The following is a 25,106-nucleotide window of genomic DNA, read 5'->3' on the forward strand; positions in this document are numbered from 1 at the left end:
CCCCATTGACATTGCGCGCCTGAAGTCGTATCCCTGATGCACATCGCTGCAAAAAATGGGATACATCATGTCATCATTGCAAATTTCGCAAGGCACGTTTCGCCTGAGCGATACAAAAACCTTAAAAATAGACCACCTGAGCGTGGCGGCGGGTGAAAGCTGGGCGTTCGTCGGCAGCAACGGCAGCGGCAAATCCGCCCTCGCACGGGCCCTGGCCGGCGACCTGACCCTGCTCAGCGGCCAGCGCGAAAGCCTCTTCTCCCGCGTAACCCGCCTCTCCTTCGAACAGCTGCAGAAGCTGGTCAGCGACGAGTGGCAGCGCAATAACACCGACCTGCTCAGCCCCGGAGAAGAAGATACCGGACGCACTACCGCGGAGATTATTCAGGATGAGGTGAAAGATCCGGCCCGCTGCGCGCAGCTTGCCGAACAGTTTGCCATCAGCGCCCTGTTGGACCGCCGCTTTAAGTATCTGTCCACTGGCGAAACGCGTAAGACCCTGCTGTGCCAGGCCCTGATGAGCGATCCGCAACTGCTGATCCTCGACGAGCCGTTCGACGGCCTCGACGTCAACTCCCGCCAGCAGCTGGCCGCCCTGCTGGCCGACCTGCATCGCGCCGGCATCACCCTGGTGCTGGTGCTCAACCGTTTCGATGAGATCCCGGACTTTGTGCAATACGCCGGCGTGCTGGCTGACTGCCTCCTCAGCGAGACCGGCGAGAAGCACGCTCTGCTGCAGCAGGCGCTGGTCGCCCAGCTGGCGCACAGTGAAAAACTGGACGGTATCACCCTCCCGGAGCCGGATGCCCCACCGGCCCGCCATACGCTGACGGAGACGGCGCCGCGTATCGTCCTCAATGACGGGGTGGTCTCCTACAACGATCGCCCGGTCATCAACCACCTCTCCTGGACCGTAAACCCCGGCGAACACTGGCAGATCGTCGGCCCCAACGGCGCGGGTAAATCCACCCTCTTAAGCCTTATCACCGGCGATCACCCCCAGGGCTACAGCAACGATCTCACCCTCTTTGGCCGTCGGCGCGGCAGCGGCGAGACCATCTGGGATATTAAAAAGCATATCGGCTACGTCAGCAGCAGCCTGCATCTGGACTACCGGGTCAGCACCAACGTCCGCAACGTCATCCTGTCGGGCTATTTTGACTCGATCGGCATTTATCAGGCGGTGTCGGATAAACAGCATAAGCTGGTGCAGCAATGGCTGGATATTCTCGGCATCGATAAGCGCACCGCCGACGCGCCGTTTCACAGCCTGTCGTGGGGCCAGCAGCGGCTGGCGCTTATCGTCCGCGCGCTGGTGAAGCATCCAACCCTGCTGATCCTTGATGAACCGCTGCAGGGGCTGGATCCCCTCAATCGCCAGCTGGTGCGCCGCTTCGTCGACGTCCTGATTGGCGAAGGCGCCACGCAGCTGCTGTTTGTCTCGCACCATGCGGAAGATGCCCCGGACTGTATTACCCATCGCCTGGCGTTCGTTCCCAGTGGAGACGGTTACACTTATCAGCTCGGCCCCGTGGCCTGACGCCCCCTGCCGGGGATCGCAAGATCCCTGGTATTTTTCAGAAAAATAGCGCCTTACTCACCTAACAAGATGTATTTTAAACAAAATATATTAAACGATGCCGTTTCACTCTTGAGTGTAAACGATTCCACTAACTTGTTCTGTGTCACACTTTTCACTTCTTTGATATGCTATCTTCCTCATACACGATAAGCCGAATGGAGCGAATCATGAAAGTTCTGGTTACAGGTGGTAGCGGTTACATTGGAAGTCATACCTGCGTTCAACTGCTGCTGCAGGGGCATGAGGTGGTGATCCTCGACAATCTCTGCAACAGCAAGCGCAGCGTACTGCCGGTGATTGAGCGTCTCGGCGGCAAAGAAGCCACCTTTATTGAAGGCGATATTCGTAACGAAGCGCTGATGACCGAGATCCTCCACGATCACGCCATTGAAGCGGTGATCCACTTCGCCGGGCTGAAAGCCGTCGGGGAGTCCGTCGCCAAGCCGCTGGAATATTACGACAATAACGTCACCGGCACACTGAAATTAGTCTCCGCCATGCGCGCCGCGGGCGTGAAGAACTTCATCTTTAGCTCCTCCGCCACCGTCTACGGCGACCAGCCGAAAATCCCGTATGTCGAAAGCTTCCCGACCGGCACCCCGCAAAGCCCCTACGGTAAAAGCAAACTGATGGTGGAGCAGATCCTGACCGACCTGCAAAAAGCGCAGCCGGAGTGGAGCATTGCGCTGCTGCGCTACTTCAACCCGGTCGGCGCCCACCCGTCGGGCGACATGGGCGAAGACCCGCAGGGGATCCCGAATAACCTGATGCCGTATATCGCCCAGGTCGCCGTTGGCCGTCGCGAATCGCTGGCCGTGTTTGGTAACGACTACCCGACCGAAGATGGCACCGGCGTGCGCGATTATATCCACGTCATGGACCTTGCCGACGGCCACGTCGCGGCCATGGAAAAACTGGCTGACAAAGCCGGGGTCCATATCTACAACCTTGGCGCCGGCGTCGGCAGCAGCGTGCTCGACGTGGTCAATGCTTTCAGCAAGGCCTGCGGCAAACCGATTAACTACCATTTCGCGCCGCGCCGCGATGGCGACCTCCCGGCCTACTGGGCGGATGCCGCCAAGGCCGACCGCGAGCTGAACTGGCGCGTGACGCGCAACCTGGACGAAATGGCGCAGGACACCTGGAACTGGCAGTCCCGCCATCCGCAGGGTTATCCAGACTAAGGAACCTTCATGAGCGTATTTAACCCCGTTGACCATCCGCATCGTCGTTATAACCCGTTAACCGGGCAGTGGATTCTGGTTTCTCCGCATCGCGCCAAGCGCCCCTGGCAGGGAGCGCAGGAGACGCCGGCAAAACAGACCTTGCCGGCCCACGATCCGGACTGTTTCTTGTGCCCGGGCAACACCCGGGTCACTGGCGACACGAATCCGAATTACACCGGCACCTACGTGTTTACCAACGACTTTGCGGCCCTGATGACCGACACCCCGGATGCCCCGGAAAGTGACGATCCGCTGATGCGCTGCCAGAGCGCGCGCGGCACCAGTCGGGTGATCTGCTTCTCGCCAGACCACAGCAAAACGCTGCCGGAACTGAGCCTTGAAGCGCTGGAAGGCGTGGTTAAAGCGTGGCAGGAACAGACCGCGGACCTCGGGAAAAGCTACCCGTGGGTGCAGGTCTTTGAAAACAAAGGCGCAGCGATGGGCTGCTCCAACCCACACCCGCACGGTCAGGTATGGGCCAACAGCTTCCTGCCTAATGAAGCGGAACGGGAAGACCGTCTGCAGAAAGCGTATTACGCCAGCCAGGGCCAGCCGATGCTGCTGGACTATGCCCGGCGCGAACTGGCCGACGGCAGCCGCACGGTGGTCGACACCGATCACTGGCTGGCGGTCGTGCCCTACTGGGCCGCATGGCCGTTCGAAACGCTGCTGCTGCCGAAAGCGCCCGTGCAGCGTATTACCGATTTAACCGACGCCCAGCGCAGCGATCTGGCGCTGGCGTTGAAAAAGCTGACCAGCCGTTACGACAACCTGTTCCAGTGCTCATTCCCCTACTCCATGGGCTGGCACGGCGCGCCGTTTAACGATGAAGACCATAACCACTGGCAGCTTCACGCCCACTTTTATCCGCCGCTGCTGCGCTCCGCGACGGTCCGCAAGTTTATGGTTGGCTACGAAATGCTGGCCGAAACGCAGCGCGATCTCACCGCCGAGCAAGCTGCCGAACGACTGCGCGCCGTCAGCGACGTCCATTTTCGTGAATCCGGAGTGTAATGATGAGTCTGAAAGAGAAAACCCAAACCCTGTTTGCTGAGGCCTTCGGCTACCCGGCCAGCCATGTCATTCAGGCACCAGGCCGCGTCAACCTGATCGGCGAGCATACCGATTACAACGACGGCTTTGTGCTGCCCTGCGCCATCGACTACCAGACGGTGATCAGCTGTGCGCCGCGCGACGATCGTACCGTGCGGGTGATTGCCGCCGATTACGACAATCAGACCGACGAATTCTCTCTCGACGCGCCGATTCTCAGCCACGACACCCAGCAGTGGTCGAACTATGTCCGCGGCGTGGTGAAGCATCTGCAACAGCGGAACAGCCACTTCGGCGGCGCGGATCTGGTGATCAGCGGCGATGTGCCGCAGGGCGCGGGCTTAAGCTCCTCAGCCTCGCTGGAGGTCGCCGTCGGCACCGTGTTCCAGCAGCTCTACCATCTGCCGCTGGACGGCGCGCAAATCGCCCTCAACGGCCAGGAGGCGGAAAATCAGTTCGTCGGCTGCAACTGCGGGATCATGGATCAGCTGATTTCGGCGCTGGGCAAAAAAGACCATGCGCTGCTGATCGACTGCCGCTCGCTGGGCACCAAAGCCGTCTCGATGCCGAAAGGCGTCGCGGTGGTGATCATCAACAGCAACTTTAAGCGCACCCTCGTCGGCAGCGAGTACAACACCCGTCGTGAACAGTGCGAGACCGGCGCGCGCTTCTTCCAGCAGCCCGCTCTGCGCGATGTCACCCTTGAGCAATTCAACGCTGTCGCCCATGAGCTGGATCCGGTGGTGGCGAAGCGGGTACGTCATGTGCTGACGGAGAATGCCCGCACCGTGGAAGCCGCCAGCGCCCTTGAAAAAGGCGACCTGAAGCGGATGGGTGAGCTGATGGCCGAATCCCACGCCTCGATGCGCGATGATTTCGAGATCACCGTCCCGCAGATCGACACCCTGGTGGAGATCGTCAAGGCGACCATCGGCGATAAGGGCGGCGTGCGCATGACCGGCGGCGGTTTTGGCGGCTGTGTGGTAGCGCTGGTCCCGGAAGATCTGGTCGATACCGTTCAGCAGGCCGTTGCCAACGAGTATGAAGCGAAAACCGGAATTAAAGAGACGTTTTATGTCTGCAAACCGTCACAGGGGGCTGGTCAATGGTAACGCAAACTACCGCGCTGGCGCCGGACGGCCAGCCATGGCAGCAGGTAACCCTGCGCAATAAGGCGGGGATGACTGTCACCGTGGCGGACTGGGGCGCGACGCTGCTCAGCGCCGAGGTGCCGCTGGCCGATGGCAGCGTGCGCCATCCGCTGCTGGGCTGCGCGAAGCTGGAAGACTATGCCCGCCAGGCCGCGTTTCTTGGCGCCTCGGTAGGCCGCTACGCCAACCGTATCGGCAATAGCCGCTTCCCGCTTGACGGCCAGCTCGTCACCGTCACGCCGTCAAACGACGCGGGCCACCAGCTTCACGGCGGCCCGGAAGGGTTTGATAAACGCCGCTGGCGCATCGTCCGCGCCGACGAGCAGGAAGCGCTGTTCGCCCTGACATCGCCCGATGGCGATCAAGGCTTTCCGGGCACTCTGCAGGCCACCGCGCACTATCGTCTGACCGACGATAACCGCATCGCGATTACCTATCGCGCCACCGTGGACCAACCCTGCCCGGTGAACATGACCAATCACGTCTATTTCAACCTCGACGGTGACCAGGGCGACGTGCGCCAGCACCAGCTGCAGATCCTCGCCCATCGCTATTTGCCGGTGGAAAGCGATGGTATCCCTGGCGGCGGACTCAAAGACGTCGCCGGCACCAGCTTTGATTTCCGCCAGCCGAAAACCATCGCCGCCGACTTCCTCGCGGATGCCGATCAGCAAAAGGTGAAGGGTTATGACCATGCCTTCCTGCTGGACGCCAGAGGCGACGCCACTCAACCTGCGGCGCAGGTCTGGTCGCAGGACGGCAAGCTGCAGATGACGGTCTATACCTCCGCTCCGGCGCTACAGTTTTATTCCGGCAACTATCTCGGCGGCACCCCGTCGCAGACGACGGAACCCTACGCCGACTGGCAGGGGCTGGCGCTGGAGAGCGAATTCCTGCCGGATTCGCCGAATCATCCGGAATGGCCGCAGCCGGACTGTGTGTTACGTCCGGGCCAGGAGTACGTCAGCCTGACGGAATATCAGTTTATCGCCCGCTAATCGCCAGCGCCCTCCGCCGGGGGGCGCTGAGTTTCGTCCCCGCCCTCCTCTCTGCCGCCTCTTTTTTCAGCAACCTGCTCTAATTTCCGTCACCAAAGGACAAAAAAATAACCTGTGTTTTACAAGCACCTTACACTGAGCCACTATTTTCGCTATGGTTAGGGATAAGCATTGCCGTGAGCCAAATCACGGCAATATAATGAGAATAGTTATCAATCAATAACACATACACCAACATATTCAGCGCACCGTTCGCGGCGCGAGGGATGGCGTGTAGAGAGGAGTAAGAGAATGGCTGTAACTAAGCTGGTACTGGTTCGTCATGGCGAAAGCCAGTGGAACAACGAAAACCGCTTCACCGGTTGGTACGACGTTGATCTGTCCGAGAAAGGCGTTAGCGAAGCGAAAGCAGCAGGTAAACTGCTGAAGGCTGAAGGCTTCAGCTTTGATTTTGCTTATACCTCCGTGCTGAAACGTGCCATCCACACCCTGTGGAACGTGCTGGACGAACTGGATCAGGCCTGGCTGCCGGTTGAGAAATCCTGGAAGCTGAACGAGCGTCATTACGGCGCGCTGCAGGGCCTGAACAAAGCGGAAACTGCTGAGAAATACGGTGACGAGCAGGTTAAACAGTGGCGTCGCGGCTTCGCCGTTACTCCGCCGGAGCTGACCAAAGACGACGAGCGCTACCCGGGCCACGATCCGCGCTATGCAAAACTGACCGACGCGGAACTGCCGACCACTGAAAGCCTGGCGCTGACCATCGACCGCGTCGTGCCTTACTGGAACGAAACCATTCTGCCGCGCCTGAAAAGCGGTGAGCGCGTGATCATCGCCGCTCACGGTAACTCCCTGCGCGCGCTGGTTAAATACCTCGACAACATGGGCGAAGACGAGATCCTCGAACTGAACATCCCGACCGGCGTACCGCTGGTGTATGAGTTCGATGAAAACTTCAAGCCGATCAAACATTACTATCTGGGCAACGCGGAAGAGATCGCGGCGAAAGCGGCTGCCGTCGCCAACCAGGGTAAAGCGAAGTAATTTCCCCCGGTGAAAATAAAAAAGCGTGGAAATCTCCACGCTTTTTTTATGACCTGCGCGAGCGCAACGTAGCTTAGCCGCGGCGGGTTTTCACCGCTTCCGCCAGCTGACGCAGGATCGCTTCGGTATCCTCCCAGCCGATGCAGGCGTCGGTGACGCTCTTGCCGTAGGTCAGCGGTTCACCGCTCTCGAGGCTCTGGTTGCCTTCCACCAAATGGCTTTCAATCATCACGCCCATAATGGCGCGCTCGCCGCCGGCAATCTGCTGGCATACGTCGGCGCCTACTTCCATCTGCTTCTTGAACTGCTTGCTGGAGTTGGCGTGGCTGAAGTCGATCATCACCTGGGCCGGCAGGCCCGCTTTCGCCAGACCGATTTTCACCTCCGCCACGTGCTTCGCGCTGTAGTTCGGCTCTTTGCCGCCGCGCAGAATAATATGGCAGTCGCCGTTGCCGCTGGTATTGACGATAGCGGAGTGGCCCCACTTGGTGACCGACAGGAAACAGTGCGGCGCGCCGGCGGCGTTAATCGCGTCGATAGCCACCTTGATGGTGCCATCGGTACCGTTTTTAAAGCCCACCGGGCAGGAGAGCCCCGAGGCGAGCTCGCGGTGCACCTGGGATTCGGTGGTGCGCGCCCCGATGGCGCCCCAGCTCATCAGATCGGCGACATACTGCGGGGTGATCATATCGAGGAATTCCCCTGCCGCCGGCAGGCCGCTGTCGTTAATGTCCAGCAGCAGTTTGCGCGCAATGCGCAACCCGTCGTTGATGCGGAAGCTGTTATCCATATGGGGATCGTTGATTAGCCCTTTCCAGCCGACGGTGGTGCGCGGTTTCTCAAAATAGACGCGCATGACGATCTCGAGCTCGCCCTTCAGCGCCTCGCGCAGGGTCAGCAGACGGGAAGCGTACTCTTTCGCCGCCGCCGGGTCGTGAATAGAACAGGGCCCAATCACCACCAGCAGGCGGTCATCATCACCTTTGAGGATCTGGTGGATCGCTTTGCGAGCATGTGCAACGGTGTTTGCAGCATTTTCGGTAGCAGGGAATTTTTCCAGGAGCGCAACGGGAGGTAATAATTCGTTGATCTCTTTAATGCGTAAATCGTCGTTCTGATAATTCATCTTCTTTCCAGCGTTGGCATACTTATTCAATGAAATGCAATCCCTCCAATCTATCTCTTCGCTGAAATAGTGTAAACGTGATTTTACAGTAGCGATGGAATAATCCTGGAAATAGGCAAAAATACGCCATAAAGTAGCGAAACCAGACTCATGAACTACAATATTTAACTGTTAAAGCTAATTAAGTCTTACGTTTCAGGATTATATAGTGACACTGCGATCGTCTGCGGAGTCTTTAACCATAGCGAGTCAGATCCCTGGCACACTTACCGCTGGAGGCGTAGTTACCGCTTCCCGACCCAACAGGAGTATCCGATGAACATGAAAAAACTGACGACCCTTTTGCTCACCGCCACCTTAGGTCTTGCCAGCGGCGCGGCCCTGGCGGCAGACGCCGGCGCCCAGTCCAACAATGGCCAGGCCAACTCTTCCGCTGATGCCGGTCAGGTGGCGCCGGACGCCCGTGAAAACGTGGCGCCTAATAACGTCGATAATAGCCAAATCAATTCTGGCTCTGGCGGCACCATGCTTCATCCTGACGGCTCGACGATGAGCCAGGACAATATGTCGAGCGATGAGGTCCATAAAAACTCGATGTGTAAAGACGGCCGCTGTCCGGACACCGGTAAGAAGCTGGACAATGGCGACAGCATGAACCATGACAACAGCAAAACCGACGGCACCACCCAATAATTGATGCGGTGAGTGCAAACAGAGAAAAGGCGAGCCGGGCTCGCCTTTTCTCTGTTTGTTATCGTTCTCTGTTTATGATGTCATAGCGTGATAATGATAACTATCAAGGGACGACACTATGGCGCACTCGCATTCGCACTCCCCTGCCCAGGCTCCGGATAACGGCAACGCCCGCCGGCTGCTCTGGGCGTTCATCGTCACCGCCGGTTTTATGCTGGTAGAAGCCATCGGCGGCGCGATCTCCGGCTCGTTGGCCCTGCTGGCGGATGCCGGCCATATGCTCACCGACTCCGCCGCCCTGCTGTTTGCGCTGCTGGCGGTTCGCTTCGCCAGCCGTCCCCCGAATGCCCGCCATACCTTTGGCTGGCTGCGTTTGACCACCCTGGCGGCGTTTCTCAATGCCATTGCTCTGGTGGTGATCACCATGCTGATTGTCTGGGAGGCCATTCAGCGCTTCCAGCACCCGCAGCCGGTTGCCGGCGTGACGATGATGGTGATTGCGGTCGCTGGCCTGCTGGCCAACGTGCTGGCTTTCTGGATCCTGCATCGTGGCAGCGAAGAGCGGAACCTCAACGTGCGCGCCGCGGCGCTACACGTGCTCGGCGATCTGCTGGGCTCGGTTGGCGCGATTGTGGCCGCCGTGGTGATCCTCACCACCGGCTGGACACCTGTCGACCCGATCCTTTCCGTGGTGGTTTCCTGCCTGGTGTTACGTAGCGCCTGGCGTCTGCTGAAGGAGAGTCTGAATGAGCTGCTGGAAGGCGCGCCGCGTTCGCTGGATGTGACGGCCCTGCAGCGGGATATCCGCCGCTCTATCCCGGAGGTGCGCGATGTTCACCACGTCCACGTCTGGCTGGTGGGGGAAAAACCGGTGATGACGCTGCATGTGCAGGTTGTGCCGCCGCACGATCATGATGCGTTACTCAACCGCATCCTGCATTTCCTGGAACATAAATATGAAATTGAGCATGCCACGGTGCAGATGGAGTACCAGCCCTGCAGCGGCCCGGAGTGCCATCTCAACACGATGCACGCCGGGCACGATCATCACCACCACCATTAGCCAGAAAACGCGTGAGAACCTCGCTCACGCGCGCTGTTTATCCACATCCGGCTGCCGTTCAGCGCAATGAACGTCAGCAAGAGATATTCCAGCGACATCGCATAGACGCCCTGACGGGCAAAAATCACCACGCTGATGACGTTGACGATGACCCACAGCAGCCAGTTCTCAACGTATTTGCGGGTCATTAAGATCATCGCCACTACCGACAGCACCGTCATACAGGAGTCCCAGAACGGGAAGGCGTCCGGCTGCAGTTCCGGCATAGTGACCTGCAAACCGAGCGCTTGCATCAGGCTGACCGCGATCCGCGTCAGGAAAGCAAAAAACGGATTGATAAACAGGGTCAGCAAGCCGATCGCCACCACGCAGGCCGCCAGCCAGCCCAGAGCTTTACTGCGCGGTAGCCAGCGGATCTGCAACTCAGCCTCATGGTTGCTGCTTTGCCGCGACCAGGCATACCAGCCGTAAACGTTAGCGGCAAAGAAGAACAGCTGCAGCAACAGGCTGGCATACAGCTGGATCTGAAAGAAGATGATGGCGAACAGCGTGACGTTGACCAGACCGAAGGCATAGTTACTGATCTTCTCCAGGCTCGCCAGCCAGATGCACAACAGCCCGGCGATGGTCCCTACGGCCTCTATCCAGGAGAGATCGTACCCCCCGGCGCCGATGGGTATATGTACTAAAATATTCTGCGTGCTAAAAAAATCCATTTTATCCTCTCAGCGCCAGATGACGCGGCAATAGGTTATCCCCGTAGTGTAGCCGCAAAATCCAGCATCCGGTTAAGGGGAATTAATGCGCCAGTCCGCAGCGCTTCGTCGACGTGGATTTCATGTTCAGCGCCGCCCTGCTCGAGACCCTCGGCAATGGCTTTCAGGCCGTTCATCGCCATCCACGGACAATGCGCGCAGCTGCGGCAGGTCGCCCCTTCACCGGCGGTGGGCGCTTCCAGCAGCGTTTTCTCCGGCACCGCCTGCTGCATTTTATAAAAGATACCGCGATCGGTCGCCACGATCAGCTGGCGCTGGGGCAGGCTTTTCGCCGCCGCGATCAGCTGGCTGGTGGAGCCTACGGCATCGGCCATCTCGACGATCGCCTGCGGCGACTCGGGATGGACCAGCACAGCGGCTTCGGGATGCAGAGCCTTCATCCGCATCAACGCCTGGGTTTTAAACTCGTCGTGCACGATGCACGCCCCCTGCCAGCAGAGCACATCTGCGCCGGTCTGACGCTGAACGTAACGGCCAAGATGGCGGTCCGGCGCCCAGAGGATTTTTTGACCAAGGCTATCCAGATGGTCAATGAGTTCCACGGCGATGCTGGAGGTCACCACCCAGTCGGCGCGAGCCTTCACCGCGGCAGACGTATTGGCATAGACCACCACGGTGCGGTCAGGATGAGCGTCGCAAAAGGCGTTGAACTCCTCAATCGGACAGCCCAGATCCAGGGAACACTCGGCGTTCAGAGTCGGCATCAGAATGGTCTTTTCCGGGCTGAGGATTTTGGCGGTTTCCCCCATAAAACGCACCCCGGCGACCAGCAGCGTAGAGGCCGAATGGCGGGCGCCAAAGCGCGCCATCTCCAGCGAGTCGGCAATACAGCCGCCGGTCTCTTCCGCCAGCTGCTGAATTTCAGGATCGGTGTAGTAATGCGCCACCATCACGGCATCGCGCTCGCGCAGCAGACGCTTGATTTTTTCGCGGTAAAACTGCTTTTCATCGACGGTCAGCGGCTGCGGTTTCGGTGGGAAGGGATAAATCGCCGTTTCAGGATCAAACATTACGCTCATCATGCAATCTCGTTTTACTGGCTTAACTCAAAGACCGTCAGTATGGCCTGCCCGCGCCATGATACGGTCATGGTGTTTTATATGCTAAACAAGATAGCCGATTACGCGCCAAAAGTCGTGATGAATTTTGTACATCAGCGCCTGTTCCAGGGGACGATGCTGCGTCGCTGTCCGGGCTACCGGTTCGCGCCCTGTGCAGGCGTGGTAAGCGCAGCGCGACCATGGGAAAGTGCTGAATACAATATTGTGGAAATCGATGGGCGGGCAGATAGCAAAAAGGCGCCTTTAGGGCGCCTTTTTACATTGGTGGGTCGTGCAGGATTCGAACCTGCGACCAATTGATTAAAAGTCAACTGCTCTACCAACTGAGCTAACGACCCCTTGCGGGATTTTGCTACTGTCACCATTCAGGATGGTGGGTCGTGCAGGATGACTCGGCTTCGCCTCGCCCTTCGGGCCGTCGCTGACGCAACGTTATCCTTCACGTTTCTACCAGTTACCATCATTAAAGATTGGTGGGTCGTGCAGGATTCGAACCTGCGACCAATTGATTAAAAGTCAACTGCTCTACCAACTGAGCTAACGACCCGCTCTGGTACTACCTGAATAATTTCACTCGACACCAATATTGGAATTGGTGGGTCGTGCAGGATGACTCGGCTTCGCCTCGCCCTACGGGCCGTTGCTGACGCAACGTTATCCTTCACGTTCAACATCTGAGTTAAATGCTGAAATTGGTGGGTCGTGCAGGATTCGAACCTGCGACCAATTGATTAAAAGTCAACTGCTCTACCAACTGAGCTAACGACCCGAGTGGTGGGTGATGACGGGATCGAACCGCCGACCCCCTCCTTGTAAGGGAGGTGCTCTCCCAGCTGAGCTAATCACCCGAAACTGCGCTGGATACTGCTGATACTGCCTCCACCGCCCCCATCATTAACATGGTGGGTCGTGCAGGATGACTCGCTTCGCTCGCCCTTCGGGCCGTTGCTGAAACAACGTTATCCTTCACGTTTAACACCGACGTGCGATGTTAAAGATGGTGGGTCGTGCAGGATTCGAACCTGCGACCAATTGATTAAAAGTCAACTGCTCTACCAACTGAGCTAACGACCCACTCTGGCGTCGCTTTGGGCTTGTTTGATATCCCTTGGCAACGGCGGCATATATTACTGATTTCAGAATTCAGCGCAACTAAAATTTCGATAAAGATCACTTAACTGCTGGCGATTCAGGCGAAAAGACCAGAAATAACGCGATTTCTGGTCATGCCGTAATCAACCAAGAGCATTAAGTCGTTTTTGCGCTTGTTTCGCACCGTCGGTGCCGGGGAATTTGCTGATCACCTGCTGGTAAACCGCTTTCGCTTTCGCGGTATCACCTTTGTCCTGCATGATCACGCCGACCTTAAACATGGCGTCCGGCGCTTTTGGCGATTTCGGGTAGTTCTTCACCACCGAGGCGAAGTAAAACGCCGCATCGTCTTTTTTCCCCTTATTGTAGTTCAACTGTCCGAGCCAATAGTTGGCGTTCGGCTGATAAGTTGAATCCGGGTACTTTTTAACGAAGTTCTGAAACGCCGCCATGGCGTCATCCTGGCGTGAAGCATCCTTCACCAGGGCAATAGCCGCATTGTAATCGGTGTTCGCATCGCCGGTCATCGCCGGAGCGCCTGACGTGGCCGCTGGCGCTGCGCTGGCGGTAGCCGCGCTCTGATCGCCGGAAGACGACGACGCCTGGGCGCCCGCCGCCGCTGCGCCACCTCCGCTCGTCAGCCCGTCAATCTGCAGCAGAATCTGCTTCTGACGCTCAACGATCTGATTCAGCTGATACTGGTTCTCCTGGATCTGACCACGGAGAGAATCAATGTCAGTCTGGTTATCAGAGAGTTGTTGCTGGAGTTGGGTTAAAAGCTGGCTGTGAGCATTGGAAATACGCTCGAGTTGAGTGACACGGTCTTCGACCGAGCCTGAGCCGACACTACTGATTGGCGCCTGAGCAAAAGCGGCCCAGGGGGCCGCTATGCCAACCAGTAACGACAGACTCAATAAATGATGTCTGAAGTTACTGCTCATGCAATTCTCTTAGTAAACCAGTACGGCGCGACGGTTTTTGGCATATGCCGCTTCGTCATGACCCAGTACTGCTGGTTTTTCTTTACCGTAAGAAACGATGGAGATCTGATCGGCCGAAACACCTTTGCCCTGCAGATACATCTTAACGGCGTTAGCACGACGCTCACCCAGCGCGATGTTGTATTCCGGGGTACCGCGCTCATCCGCGTGACCTTCTACAGTCACTTTGTAGGACGGGTTGCTGCGCAGGAAGTTAGCGTGCGCGTCCAGCATTGCAGCGAAGTCAGAACGGATATCGTACTTGTCCAGATCGAAGTAAACGATGTTGTTCTGCTGCAGCTGCTGCATCTGCAGACGAGCTTGCTCTTCAGAAGACATGTTGCCGCCGTTACCGTTAGCGTCCATACCAGTGCCGGCACCCAGCATGCCTTCACCGCTCTGGTCGTTGCTGGCGTTCTTGTTAGAAGAACATGCCGCGATTGCCATAACCGGCAGAGCGATCATCAGCCCTTTCAGCACTTTGTTCAGTTGCATTTCTTTGATTCCTTTAATAATCAATTATTTATTATCACAGATACGGCGACCAGGCAGGCGATTTTACCTGTCCATCAGTTGCCGGAAGACGCGCTTTGAAACGCCCATCTGTAGAAACCAGATTCAGCACGGATCCCATCCCCTGAGAAGAGCTGTAGATTACCATAGTGCCGTTAGGTGCCAGACTTGGCGTTTCGTCTAAAAACGTTGATGACAGAACCTGTACACCACCCGCTTCCAGATCTTGTTTGGCAATGTGCTGCTGGCCGCCGGCCGAGCTGACCATTACCATCGTTTTACCATCCGCGCTCACGTCAGCGTCCTGGTTCTGCGAACCTTCCCAGGTGATACGCTGCGGCGTGCCGCCATTAATATTGACTTTATACACCTGCGGACGACCGGCCTGATCAGAGGTGAAGGCCAGGTTCTGGCTGTCCGGGAACCAGCTTGGTTCGGTGTTGTTGCTGCGACCGTTGGTCACCTGACGAATCTGACCCGAGCCCAGATCCATCACGTACAGGTTCAGGCTACCGGTTTTCGACAGCGCGAAGGCCAGTTTAGAACCATCCGGCGAGAACGCCGGCGCGCCGTTGTGCTGCGGGAAGGAGGCAATCTGACGCACAGCGCCGTTCGCCAGGGTCTGCACCACCAGCGCAGAGCGACCGCTTTCGAAGGTGACGTAAGCCAGTTTTGAACCGTCCGGTGACCAGGCCGGGGACATCAGCGGCTGGGAGGAGCGGTGAACCACAAACTGGTTGTAGCCATCATAATCGGAAACGCGCAGCTCATACGGGAACTGACCGCCATTGGTCTGCACCACGTAGGCGATACGAGTCCGGAAGGCGCCTTTAATACCGGTCAGCTTTTCAAATACCGCGTCGCTGGCAGTGTGCGCGGCATAGCGCAGGTACTGTTTAGTGACTTTGAAAGAGCCTTGCGCCAGCGTTGTGCCCGGCGCACCGCCGGTATCCACCAGCTGATAAGCTACCTGATAAGAACCATCCGGGTTTGACGTCACCTGGCCGACAACCACGGCGTCAATACCCAGCGCAGACCAGGCAGCAGGCTGCACTTCCTGGGCACTGGTCGGCTGCTGCGGCAGACGCGAGCGATCCAGCGGGTTGAATTTACCGCTGTTGCGCAGGTCAGCCGCCACGATACCGCCAACATCTTCCGGCGCAGCGCCCTGGCCGGCCCACTGGAACGGTACCACGCCGATGGGGCGCGCCGAGTCCACCCCCTGGGTGATCTCGATACGTACTTCTGCGTGCAGCACCGCCGCCCACAGCATTAAAAAACCAAATGCTACTCGTAATGCCTGCTTCATCATATCTCCCTTATCCGGGCGAAAAGCCCACGATAATTTAGCAGAATGTTAACAAACTCAAATACACAAAACTACCAAAACCCATGACCGCCCTATTTTCTTTCCCCCCGCTGACGCGGGGGGGAAAAGCGCTTAAGGTTTGAAGTCCAGTGGCGCATTTTTGAACGTTTCATAAACAGCCTGCGACGGCGGTTTAGGGAATTTGCTCATCCGACTGGTGGCCGCCAGCATTTGCTGGCAGAACGCCGGATCGCCGCCTTCCGATTTCACACTCAACAACGTTCCATCCTGAGCCAGGTTTACGCGCAACGTACATACTTTACCCTTGTACGTATCCCAGTCATAGAGATGTCCTTTAATCGCGGCCTGCACCTGCGAAATATAGCTGGCAATCTCCGCCTGAGACGCACCGCCCTGCCCCGGTTTACTTCCTTTAGCAGGTGAAGAGCCCCCTGTGCTACCGCTGGTGCTACCTTTCGGCGCATTCTTACCTGAACTCAGATCGCCGAGCAGGTCGTCCACGCCGTCCGCTTCTTTCGCGGCAGCCGCTTTCTTCGCTGCCGCGGCTTTTGCTGCTGCCGCTTTGGCCGCTTTATCAGCCGCCGCCTTCTCAGCAGCAGCCGCTTTGGCTGCCGCGGCTTTTTCAGCTGCGGCGGCTTTCTCGGCGGCGGCCTTCTCCGCGGCCGCTTTTTGCGCGGCGGCCTTCTCAGCGGCTTTTTCGGCGGCTTTTTCTGCTGCCGCTTTTTCAGCCGCTGCCTGCTTAGCCGCTTCCTGCTGGGCCTTCTTCTCCGCTTCCTGTTGCGCTTTCTTCGCCGCTGCCGCTTCCGCTTTCTTCTGTGCCTCTGCCGCGGCTTTCGCCGCTTCGGCTTCCGCCTGTTTCTTCGCATCGGCAGCCGCTTTCGCGGCGGCGGCTTCGGCCTGTTTCTTCGCGTCAGCCGCCGCTTTCGCTGCCGCCAGTTCAGCCGCTTTCGCCTGGGCATCCGCCTTCGCTTTCGCCTCGGCGGCCGCTTTGGCCGCCGCTTCCTGCGCTTCTTTGGCCTGCGCATCCGCTTTGGCTTTCGCCGCCGCGGCAGCCTTGGCAGCGGCTTCCTCAGCCTGCTTCTGTTGTTCCTTCGCTTCTTTCGCCGCTTCCTGCGCCTGCAGCCGCTCCTGTTCGAGCTGTTTCAGCCGTTCCTGTTCCGCCGCCTGCTTCTCACGTAACTCTTCCGCCTGCTGCTGCGCCTGTTTTTCACGCTGTTCAGCGGCGCGACGTGCGCTGGCCTGCTGCTGTTGCTGACGGTTATAATTGTTTACCACCGCCCCCGGATCGACCATGACGGCATCAATCGACGATCCCCCGCCGCCGCCGGCAGAGGCATCCAGATGCTCGTCAAACGAACTCCATATCAGCAGCGCGATCAGTATGATGTGCAGCGCGACTGAAATGATGATCGCTCGTTTAAGCTTGTCGTTTTGTTCGGTTGCCTTTGACACTATCGGTTCCCAAAAACTGTTCGCCTGTACCCGCGATGCGCACCGACGGCGAGCGATACTCGCCGCCGAACGCCGTGCGGACGCACCTACCTGAAGCGATTAAATAGGTTTGGTCATCAAGCCGACCGATTTAACCCCTGCGCTATGCAACAGGTTCAGCGCTTTAATAATTTCATCGTAAGGGACGTCTTTCGCACCGCCGATCAGGAATACCGTTTTCTCATTGGCTTCAAGACGACGCTTCGCTTCGGCAATCACCTGCTCCGGCGGCAGCTGGGACAGCGTCTCCTGCCCCACTTTCACGCTGTACTGCCCTACCCCGGAGACTTCCACAATCACCGGCGGATCGTCATTGCTTTTCACCGCTTGCGATTCCGTGGCGTCCGGCAGATCGACTTCCACGCTCTGCGTAATGATCGGCGCCGTTGCCATAAAGATCAGCAACAGCACCAGCAGGACATCCAGCAGCGGAACGATGTTGATCTCGGACTTCAGTTCGCGACGTCCGCGTCCACGTGCTCTGGCCATGGCTTACCCCTTATTGCTTTCGCTGGTGGTAAAGGCCTGACGGTGCAGAATAGCGGTGAACTCTTCCATAAAGTTGTCGTAATTCAGTTCAAGCTTGTTCACCCGCTGGTTCAGGCGGTTGTACGCCATCACCGCCGGGATAGCGGCGAACAGACCGATCGCGGTGGCGATCAGCGCTTCGGCGATACCCGGCGCCACCATCTGCAGGGTGGCCTGCTTCACCGCGCCAAGGGCGATAAAGGCGTGCATGATCCCCCAGACGGTGCCGAACAGACCGATATACGGGCTGATGGAGCCTACGGTGCCGAGGAACGGAATATGGGTCTCCAGCGTTTCCAGCTCGCGGTTCATCGAAATACGCATCGCGCGCGATGCCCCTTCGACGATCGCCTCCGGCGCATGGCTGTTGGCCCGATGCAAGCGCGCAAACTCTTTGAAGCCGCTGTAGAAGATCTGCTCCGAACCGGTCAGATTATCGCGACGCCCCTGGCTCTCCTGATACAAACGGGACAGTTCAATCCCGGACCAGAATTTGTCCTCGAACGCTTCAGCTTCGCGCGCGGCCGAGTTAAGGATACGCGTTCTCTGAATAATGATAGCCCAGGAAGCGATAGAAAAACCAATCAAAATCAACATGATAAGTTTAACCAGAAGGCTCGCCTTCAGGAACAAATCAAGGATATTCATGTCAGTCACTGCTTAAACTCCGCGACAATAGACTTGGGAAGCGCACGTGGCTTCATTAAGAGTGGATCAACGCACACAATGAGAACCTCAGCTTCGTTTAACACTGTATTCTCGGCGTTGACGATTCGCTGCGTGAAAACCAAAGAGGTGCCGCGCATCGAGGTAATTTCCGTCTGAACTTCGAGCATGTCGTCGAGTCTGGCGGGGGCAAAATACTCCAGCGTCATTTTGCGAACCACGAAGGCAACGCGTTCAGCCAACAGAACCTGTTGACTAAAGTGATGGTGGCGCAGCATCTCTGTGCGTGCTCTTTCATAAAAAGCGACGTAACTGGCGTGGTAAACCACACCACCGGCGTCGGTATCTTCGTAGTAGACCCGAACCGGCCATCGAAACAGCGTTGTATTCACTTTACATCCCGGTAATGCAAAAAAAGGTTAGAGCTTTCAAACTTCGCTACTATACGCGCGGGAAAGGTGGTTTGGAATGGGGGAAAGTAAACGGGGCGTAAATTTTTATGGGCTTATGCAAGCCCATAGCATTAACAGAGATCTCTTATTCAAAAGAAGAAAAAGAAGAGACCTAAAGCGAGCACGATATCAGCGATAAGCGGACAAAAAATCCCCTGCCAGTGAACGGCACGCGGGCGGAAGCCCACGCCGTGAATTACGCCGCTGCAAACCGCCCACATCAGCAAGAAACCGTGCCAGATTTCCAGCTCGCTGGTCTTCGCGGCAAAGCGCGACGGATCCCAGAAAATGCAGCCTGCCAGCAGCAGCGCCATCAACAAGGAAAGCGCCCTTAACGGGCGCTTGTCCATTATCGCATACATATACTTTATCATTCACGTCGCCTCTTTGTTGGCTACGTCTGCTTACCCCAGTCACTTACTGGTGTAAGCTCCTGGGGATTCACAGACTTGCCGCCTCGATGCAACCCGAATGATTTCGTATATCGCATCACGATAATACTCATCAGTGTTCTTCTTTACCTGCTTTGGTGGCTTCCACGTGCTCAAGCGCCAGCGCGGTAATCACCCCAAAGGCACAGGCAAGAAGCGTTCCCAAAATCCATGCGAAGTACCACATATATAGCTCCTTACCTTAGTACAGCGAGTGGGTGTTCTTTTCGATGTCTTCACGGGTGATGCGGCCAAACATCTTCCAGTAACACCAGCTGGTGTAGCCCAGAATGATCGGCACGAAGACAATCGCCACGTAGGTCATCAGGTTCAGCGTCCGCTGGCTGGAGGTCGCGTCCCACATCGTCAGGCTGGCGTTCAGCATGGTGCTGGACGGCATGATGAACGGGAACATCGCGATACCGGCAGTCAGAATGATGCAGGCCAGGGTCAGCGAGGAGAACAGGAATGCCCATGCGCCTTTATCCGCTTTGGTCGAAACGACGGTCAGCAGCGGCAGCACCACGCCCAGGGCAGGGATCGCCCACAGCGCTGGCATATTGTTAAAGTTCACCATCCACGCGCCAGCTTCACGCACCACTTCTTTGGTCAGCGGGTTAGACGGGCCGGTATGGTCAATTACCGATTTCACCACATAGCCGTCGATGCCGTAGTAGACCCACACGCCCGCCAGCGCGAAGCAGACCAGCGTCACCAGCGCCGCCACCGTGGAGACGGTGCGGGTGCGCAGATGCAGTTCGCCTACGGTACGCATCTGCAGGTAGGTCGCGCCCTGGGTGAGGATCATCGCCACGCTGACAATACCGGCCAGCAGACCAAACGGGTTCAGCAGCTGGAAGAAGTTACCGGTATAGAACAGACGCAGGTATTCGTCGACATGGAACGGCACGCCCTGCAGCAGGTTGCCGAAGGCCACGCCAATCACCAGCGGCGGCACGAAGCTGCCGATGAAGATGCCCCAGTCCCACATGTTGCGCCAGCGGGTGTCCTCGATCTTGGAACGGTAGTCGAAACCGACCGGACGGAAGAACAACGAGGCCAGCACCAGAATCATCGCCACATAGAAACCGGAGAACGCCGCGGCGTAGACCATCGGCCAGGCAGCGAACAGCGCGCCGCCGGCGGTGATCAGCCACACCTGGTTACCGTCCCAGTGCGGGGCGATGGCGTTGATCATAATCCGACGCTCGGTGTCGTTACGGCCGAGGAAGCGGGTGAGCATGCCCACCCCCATGTCGAACCCGTCGGCGACGGCGAAGCCAATCAGCAGGATGCCAATCAGCAGCCACCAGATAAAACGCAATACTTCATAATCGATCATTTGACGACTCCTGTCTTAGCGTGCCGACTGAATAGCCGCAGAGGACTGTTCAAAGTGATAGCGGCCGGTTTTCAGGCTGCTAGGTCCTTTGCGGGCAAACTTGAACATCAGGAACAGTTCAGCCACCAGGAACAGCGTGTACAGACCGCAGATCAGCAACATAGAGAAGATCAGATCGCCCGCGGTCAGCGACGAGTTGGCCACCGCCGTCGGCAGGACTTCACCAATCGCCCACGGCTGACGGCCGTATTCGGCAACAAACCAGCCCGACTCCACGGCAATCCACGGCAGCGGCAGGCCATAGAACGCGGCGCGCAGCAGCCATTTTTTCTCGCCGATACGGTTACGAATCACGCTCCAGAAGGAGGCGCCGATAATCAACAGCATCAGGATGCCGCACGCCACCATGATACGGAAGGCGAAGTACAGCGGTGCGACGCTTGGAATAGAGTCTTTGGTGGCTTTGGCGATCTGCTCTTCCGTGGCGTCAGCGACGTTCGGGGTATAGCGTTTCAGCAGCAGACCATAGCCAAGATCTTTCTTCACGTTATTGAACTGGTCGCGAACGGCCTGGTCGGTGGAACCGGCGCGCAGTTGCTCCAGCAGCGCGTAGGCTTTCATGCCGTTACGGATACGCTCTTCGTGCTGAACCATCAGATCCTTCAGACCGATAACCGGCTTATCCACCGAGCGGGTGGCAATGATGCCCAGCGCGTAGGGGATCTGGATGGCGAAGTGGTTGGTTTGCGCATTCTGATCGGGAATACCAAACAGGGTAAAGGCCGCCGGCGCAGGCTGGGTTTCCCACTCTGCTTCGATAGCCGCCAGTTTGGTTTTCTGCACGTCACCCATTTCGTAACCGGATTCGTCACCCAGCACAATAACGGACAGGATCGCCGCCATACCGAAGCTGGCTGCGATGGCGAAGGAGCGCTTAGCAAAGGCAAAGTCACGGCCTTTCAGCATGTACCAGGAGCTGATAGCCAGGATAAACATCGCACCGGTGACATAACCAGACGCCACAGTGTGAACGAATTTCACCTGAGCAACCGGGTTGAGCACCAGCTCGGAGAAGCTGACCATCTCCATACGCATGGTTTCAAAGTTGAAGTCCGATGCGATAGGGTTCTGCATCCAGCCGTTAGCGACGAGGATCCACAGCGCGGAGAGGTTGGAGCCCAGAGCGACCAGCCAGGTGACGGCCATGTGCTGAACTTTACCCAGACGATCCCAACCGAAGAAGAACAGACCTACAAAGGTGGATTCGAGGAAGAAGGCCATCAGACCTTCAATGGCCAGCGGCGCACCGAAGATATCGCCCACGTAGTGTGAGTAATACGACCAGTTAGTCCCGAACTGGAACTCCATGGTCAGACCGGTCGCCACACCCAGCGCGAAGTTGATACCAAACAACTTGCCCCAGAATTTGGTCATATCTTTATAAATCTGTTTGCCGGAAAGGACGTAGACCGTTTCCATGATGGCCAGCAGGAACGCCATACCGAGCGTCAGTGGCACAAACAGGAAGTGGTACATCGCGGTCAAGGCAAACTGTAAGCGCGACAGTTCGACTATATCTAACATCATGACTCCTTGCTCATCGCATGAAGACTCCGAAAATGAACCGAGAAGCTCTGGCTCATACGCATGCCCCAATACAAATTTTTATTTGTCGCCCGCCCGGAGCGGGTTTCAACCGAAAGTGAAACCACGCCAGGACAAGGTTACAAATACGTTAACGAAAAACCCAATTGATTCCCCAATATATTACGCCGCAATAACCTTACAATAAATATGTTTTTATTGTTCCAGTTTTACATTTTTCGACGGTGATCAATATATAGCGAAGATGGCCGGTTTAGGCCAATTTGACTTGAGACAATTTAACGTTTTTTGAAGGATTTTTCCAAGCATTAAGTATTGATATAAATCAATTTTTACTCTACGTGTTAATTATGTAGCTCAATAAAGAATATTGGTAAACCCAATGTTAATGCTGTGTTTAAAGTATGCCTTGATTGGTTACTAAAAAGGGAAAGATGAGAATCATAGGTAATATTATTTAACGCCACAGGAAAAAAATAAAAAAAAGAGCCGATCCGATTAATGCTAGACCGCTCACAGTATTTTTTCCTGCTTTCTTCTCCCCTCCCCCACTCTTTTTTTTACTGTCTGTTTCGTTACCCTGCGGTACGACCAGGGCAAATTTTCATTTCCGACAACCGCGCGTCGATAATATTTATGAAATAATTCATAAAATCAATATGATAGATAAGGTTTTTGCCAAACGCAGGGTTTACTGACGCAGCGGCGTACGGAAGAAGCGGACAACGGCCAAAAAAAAGGCCACCTGACGGTGGCCAACCATGTCGAAATCGGACAGATTTCTGCTTGCGGATAAGCAGAGAGGGTTTACTTGATGATAGCTTTCAGCGCTTCGCCGATATCGGCCAGGCTGCGAACGGTTTTCACACCGGCTGCTTCCAGGGCTGCGAATTTCTCATCGGCAGTACCTTTACCGCCAGCGATGATGGCGCCAGCATGGCCCATACGCTTGCCCTTCGGCGCGGTCACGCCGGCGATGTAACCGACAACCGGCTTGGTCACGTGCTCTTTGATGTAGGCAGCCGCTTCTTCTTCCGCGCTACCGCCGATCTCACCGATCATCACAATCGCTTCGGTCTGCGGGTCTTCCTGGAACAGCTTCAGGATATCGATGAAGTTAGAGCCCGGGATCGGGTCGCCGCCGATGCCCACGCAGGTGGACTGACCGAAGCCGTAGTCGGTGGTCTGCTTAACTGCTTCATAGGTCAGGGTACCGGAACGGGAAACGATGCCCACTTTACCCGGCTTGTGAATGTGACCCGGCATGATGCCGATTTTGCATTCGCCCGGCGTGATCACGCCTGGGCAGTTCGGGCCGATCATACGCACGCCCGCTTCGTCCAGTTTCACTTTCACCGTCAGCATATCCAGCGTCGGGATACCTTCGGTGATGGTGATAATCAGCTTAATGCCCGCGTCAATCGCTTCCAGAATGGAATCTTTGCAGAACGGCGCCGGAACGTAGATCACGGTCGCGGTGGCGCCGGTCGCTTCAACGGCTTCGCGCACGGTGTTGAACACCGGCAGGCCCAGGTGAGTGGTGCCGCCTTTGCCTGGCGTCACGCCGCCAACCATTTGCGTACCGTAAGCGATCGCTTGTTCAGAGTGGAAGGTCCCCTGGCTACCGGTGAAGCCCTGGCAGATAACCTTGGTATCTTTATTAATTAAAACTGACATTATTTCCCCTCCACTGCGGCAACAACCTGCTGTGCTGCGTCCGTCAGACTTTTCGCTGCAATAATATTCAGGCCGCTGTCAGCCAGTTTTTTCGCGCCCAGTTCGGCGTTGTTACCTTCCAGACGAACCACGACCGGAACGTTAACCCCAACTTCCGCTACCGCACCGATGATGCCGTCAGCGATCAGGTCGCAACGCACGATACCGCCGAAGATGTTCACCAGCACCGCTTTCACGTTGTCATCAGAAAGGATGATTTTGAACGCTTCGGTGACGCGCTCTTTGGTCGCACCGCCGCCCACGTCGAGGAAGTTAGCCGGTTCGCCGCCGTGCAGTTTAACGATGTCCATGGTACCCATCGCCAGGCCTGCGCCGTTAACCATGCAGCCGATGTTACCGTCCAGCGCGACGTAGTTCAGTTCCCACTGCGCCGCCTGCGCTTCACGCGGATCTTCCTGCGACTGGTCGCGCATTTCGCGCAGATCCGGCTGGCGGAACAGCGCGTTGCCGTCAGCGCCCAGTTTGCCGTCGAGGCAGATCAGGTCGCCCTGCTTAGTGATAACCAGCGGGTTGATTTCGATCAGCGCCAGGTCGCGCTCCAGGAAAATGGTCGCCAGACCCATGAAGATCTTGGTGAACTGCTGAACCTGTTTACCTTCCAGACCCAGTTTGAACGCCAGTTCACGACCTTGATAAGGCATCGGGCCCGCCAGCGGATCGATGGCGATCTTGTGGATCAGGTGCGGGGTCTCTTCCGCCACTTTTTCGATTTCCACGCCGCCTTCGGTAGAGGCCATGAACACTACGCGACGGGAGCTACGGTCCACGACCGCGCCCAGGTACAGCTCTTTGTCAATATCGGTCGCCGCTTCAACCAGGATCTGGTTAACCGGCTGGCCGTTCGCATCTGTTTGATAGGTCACCAGACGTTTGCCCAGCCAGTGCTCGGCAAATGCGCGGATCTCTTCTTTGCTCTTCACCACTTTCACACCGCCCGCTTTGCCGCGGCCACCAGCGTGAACCTGACATTTCACTACCCACGGACCCGCGCCGATTTTTGAAGCGGCTTCTTCTGCTTCACGCGGAGTAGTACAGGCATAACCCACCGGCGCCGGTAAGCCATAGCGGGCAAAAAGTTGTTTTGCCTGATATTCATGTAAGTTCATGTGTTCAGTCCATCCTTCAGGGTGTAATTATCTTTAAACCTGTAGGCCTGATAACGGCGT

The 25,106-nt window shown here is 57.0% G+C and carries 24 protein-coding genes, 5 tRNA genes and 1 pseudogene; 9 read left to right on the forward strand and 21 right to left on the reverse strand.

The genetic code is table 11. The features are described 5' to 3' along the window. The first annotated feature begins 67 nt into the window (after positions 1-67). The 6 genes from modF to gpmA all read left to right on the forward strand — a co-directional run bounded on the left by modF (position 68) and on the right by gpmA (position 7,054). Positions 68-1,540 carry a molybdate ABC transporter ATP-binding protein ModF gene (gene modF / locus AC6CWS_RS12450; RefSeq protein ID WP_023288887.1) on the forward strand — a complete coding sequence of 491 codons (1,473 nt, stop codon included), beginning with the start codon at positions 68-70 and terminating at the stop codon, positions 1,538-1,540. A 209-nt stretch (positions 1,541-1,749) separates the two neighbouring features. Further along, complete coding sequence (gene galE, locus AC6CWS_RS12455; RefSeq protein ID WP_023288886.1) at positions 1,750-2,766, forward strand: UDP-glucose 4-epimerase GalE; 1,017 nt, start codon at positions 1,750-1,752, stop codon at positions 2,764-2,766. A 9-nt stretch (positions 2,767-2,775) separates the two neighbouring features. After that, entirely contained in the window at positions 2,776-3,822 is a 1,047-nt protein-coding gene (gene galT, locus AC6CWS_RS12460) for a galactose-1-phosphate uridylyltransferase (protein WP_044521687.1), read from the forward strand. 2 nt (positions 3,823-3,824) lie between these two features. Then, a complete protein-coding gene (gene galK, locus AC6CWS_RS12465) occupies positions 3,825-4,973 on the forward strand; it encodes a galactokinase (RefSeq protein ID WP_065882480.1) in 1,149 nt (382 codons plus the stop codon). Then, positions 4,967-6,010 carry a galactose-1-epimerase gene (gene galM / locus AC6CWS_RS12470; protein ID WP_065882482.1) on the forward strand — a complete coding sequence of 348 codons (1,044 nt, stop codon included), beginning with the start codon at positions 4,967-4,969 and terminating at the stop codon, positions 6,008-6,010. Before galK ends, galM begins: the two co-directional genes overlap by 7 nt. A 291-nt stretch (positions 6,011-6,301) precedes the next feature. Next, a complete protein-coding gene (gene gpmA / locus AC6CWS_RS12475; RefSeq protein ID WP_002895089.1) occupies positions 6,302-7,054 on the forward strand; it encodes a 2,3-diphosphoglycerate-dependent phosphoglycerate mutase in 753 nt (250 codons plus the stop codon). 73 nt (positions 7,055-7,127) lie between these two features. On the opposite strand, the gene aroG is transcribed toward gpmA, so the two are convergent. Then, positions 7,128-8,180: a 3-deoxy-7-phosphoheptulonate synthase AroG gene (aroG, locus tag AC6CWS_RS12480; RefSeq protein ID WP_023288882.1), complete on the reverse strand. Its 1,053-nt coding sequence runs from the start codon at positions 8,178-8,180 to the stop codon at positions 7,128-7,130. A gap of 315 nt (positions 8,181-8,495) precedes the next feature. Between aroG and AC6CWS_RS12485 the strand changes: the two genes are divergently transcribed. Further along, positions 8,496-8,873 carry a YbgS-like family protein gene (locus AC6CWS_RS12485; RefSeq protein WP_065882485.1) on the forward strand — a complete coding sequence of 126 codons (378 nt, stop codon included), beginning with the start codon at positions 8,496-8,498 and terminating at the stop codon, positions 8,871-8,873. 118 nt (positions 8,874-8,991) lie between these two features. Beyond that, positions 8,992-9,936, forward strand: a complete 945-nt coding sequence (gene zitB / locus AC6CWS_RS12490; protein ID WP_065882487.1) for a CDF family zinc transporter ZitB — start codon at positions 8,992-8,994, stop codon at positions 9,934-9,936. On the opposite strand, the gene pnuC is transcribed toward zitB, so the two are convergent. Together pnuC and nadA are read right to left on the reverse strand one after the other, a co-directional pair. Continuing rightward, positions 9,933-10,652 (reverse strand): nicotinamide riboside transporter PnuC, encoded by a 720-nt coding sequence (gene pnuC, locus AC6CWS_RS12495; protein WP_004151689.1) that lies wholly within the window; start codon positions 10,650-10,652, stop codon positions 9,933-9,935. The two genes, zitB and pnuC, sit on opposite strands and share 4 nt — an antisense overlap. 35 nt (positions 10,653-10,687) lie before the next feature. Continuing rightward, entirely contained in the window at positions 10,688-11,731 is a 1,044-nt protein-coding gene (gene nadA / locus AC6CWS_RS12500; protein ID WP_023288879.1) for a quinolinate synthase NadA, read from the reverse strand. A 69-nt stretch (positions 11,732-11,800) separates the two neighbouring features. Here nadA and AC6CWS_RS12505 point away from each other — a divergent pair. Continuing rightward, a pseudogene (locus tag AC6CWS_RS12505) lies at positions 11,801-11,947 on the forward strand (hypothetical protein); the annotation flags it as partial. 88 nt (positions 11,948-12,035) lie between these two features. On the opposite strand, the gene AC6CWS_RS12510 reads toward AC6CWS_RS12505, so the two are convergent. From AC6CWS_RS12510 to sucC, 18 genes are all read right to left on the reverse strand, one after another. Continuing rightward, positions 12,036-12,111 (reverse strand) — tRNA-Lys (locus AC6CWS_RS12510). Positions 12,112-12,244: 133 nt separating this feature from the next. Further along, positions 12,245-12,320: transfer RNA gene (locus tag AC6CWS_RS12515), tRNA-Lys, on the reverse strand. A gap of 146 nt (positions 12,321-12,466) precedes the next feature. Further along, a tRNA-Lys gene (locus tag AC6CWS_RS12520) sits at positions 12,467-12,542 on the reverse strand. 3 nt (positions 12,543-12,545) lie between these two features. After that, positions 12,546-12,621 (reverse strand) — tRNA-Val (locus AC6CWS_RS12525). Between the two features lie 150 nt (positions 12,622-12,771). Continuing rightward, positions 12,772-12,847: transfer RNA gene (locus AC6CWS_RS12530), tRNA-Lys, on the reverse strand. 161 nt (positions 12,848-13,008) lie between these two features. Beyond that, positions 13,009-13,806 (reverse strand): cell division protein CpoB, encoded by a 798-nt coding sequence (gene cpoB, locus AC6CWS_RS12535; RefSeq protein ID WP_048297071.1) that lies wholly within the window; start codon positions 13,804-13,806, stop codon positions 13,009-13,011. Positions 13,807-13,815: 9 nt separating this feature from the next. Beyond that, positions 13,816-14,340: a peptidoglycan-associated lipoprotein Pal gene (gene pal, locus AC6CWS_RS12540; RefSeq protein WP_002895068.1), complete on the reverse strand. Its 525-nt coding sequence runs from the start codon at positions 14,338-14,340 to the stop codon at positions 13,816-13,818. A 34-nt stretch (positions 14,341-14,374) separates the two neighbouring features. Next, positions 14,375-15,667: a Tol-Pal system beta propeller repeat protein TolB gene (gene tolB / locus AC6CWS_RS12545; RefSeq protein WP_023288877.1), complete on the reverse strand. Its 1,293-nt coding sequence runs from the start codon at positions 15,665-15,667 to the stop codon at positions 14,375-14,377. A gap of 132 nt (positions 15,668-15,799) precedes the next feature. Continuing rightward, positions 15,800-17,140, reverse strand: a complete 1,341-nt coding sequence (gene tolA, locus AC6CWS_RS12550; RefSeq protein WP_004885996.1) for a cell envelope integrity protein TolA — start codon at positions 17,138-17,140, stop codon at positions 15,800-15,802. A gap of 99 nt (positions 17,141-17,239) precedes the next feature. After that, positions 17,240-17,668, reverse strand: coding sequence for a colicin uptake protein TolR (tolR, locus tag AC6CWS_RS12555; RefSeq protein ID WP_002895061.1), 429 nt, complete (start codon positions 17,666-17,668; stop codon positions 17,240-17,242). Positions 17,669-17,671: 3 nt separating this feature from the next. Further along, positions 17,672-18,364 carry a Tol-Pal system protein TolQ gene (tolQ, locus tag AC6CWS_RS12560; protein WP_004152221.1) on the reverse strand — a complete coding sequence of 231 codons (693 nt, stop codon included), beginning with the start codon at positions 18,362-18,364 and terminating at the stop codon, positions 17,672-17,674. Beyond that, entirely contained in the window at positions 18,361-18,765 is a 405-nt protein-coding gene (ybgC, locus tag AC6CWS_RS12565) for a tol-pal system-associated acyl-CoA thioesterase (protein WP_002895056.1), read from the reverse strand. Before ybgC ends, tolQ begins: the two co-directional genes overlap by 4 nt. 149 nt (positions 18,766-18,914) lie before the next feature. After that, positions 18,915-19,199 (reverse strand): cyd operon protein YbgE, encoded by a 285-nt coding sequence (gene ybgE, locus AC6CWS_RS12570; protein WP_008805691.1) that lies wholly within the window; start codon positions 19,197-19,199, stop codon positions 18,915-18,917. Between the two features lie 130 nt (positions 19,200-19,329). After that, a complete protein-coding gene (gene cydX / locus AC6CWS_RS12575; protein WP_004100325.1) occupies positions 19,330-19,443 on the reverse strand; it encodes a cytochrome bd-I oxidase subunit CydX in 114 nt (37 codons plus the stop codon). A 15-nt stretch (positions 19,444-19,458) separates the two neighbouring features. Continuing rightward, positions 19,459-20,598, reverse strand: coding sequence for a cytochrome d ubiquinol oxidase subunit II (cydB, locus tag AC6CWS_RS12580; RefSeq protein ID WP_004885993.1), 1,140 nt, complete (start codon positions 20,596-20,598; stop codon positions 19,459-19,461). A 15-nt stretch (positions 20,599-20,613) separates the two neighbouring features. After that, entirely contained in the window at positions 20,614-22,182 is a 1,569-nt protein-coding gene (gene cydA, locus AC6CWS_RS12585) for a cytochrome ubiquinol oxidase subunit I (protein ID WP_002895047.1), read from the reverse strand. Positions 22,183-23,010: 828 nt separating this feature from the next. After that, positions 23,011-23,880: a succinate--CoA ligase subunit alpha gene (gene sucD, locus AC6CWS_RS12590; protein ID WP_004885990.1), complete on the reverse strand. Its 870-nt coding sequence runs from the start codon at positions 23,878-23,880 to the stop codon at positions 23,011-23,013. Then, entirely contained in the window at positions 23,880-25,046 is a 1,167-nt protein-coding gene (sucC, locus tag AC6CWS_RS12595) for an ADP-forming succinate--CoA ligase subunit beta (RefSeq protein WP_002895039.1), read from the reverse strand. Before sucC ends, sucD begins: the two co-directional genes overlap by 1 nt. Positions 25,047-25,106: the final 60 nt, after the last annotated feature.

Source organism: Klebsiella sp. M041, assembly GCF_059759695.1.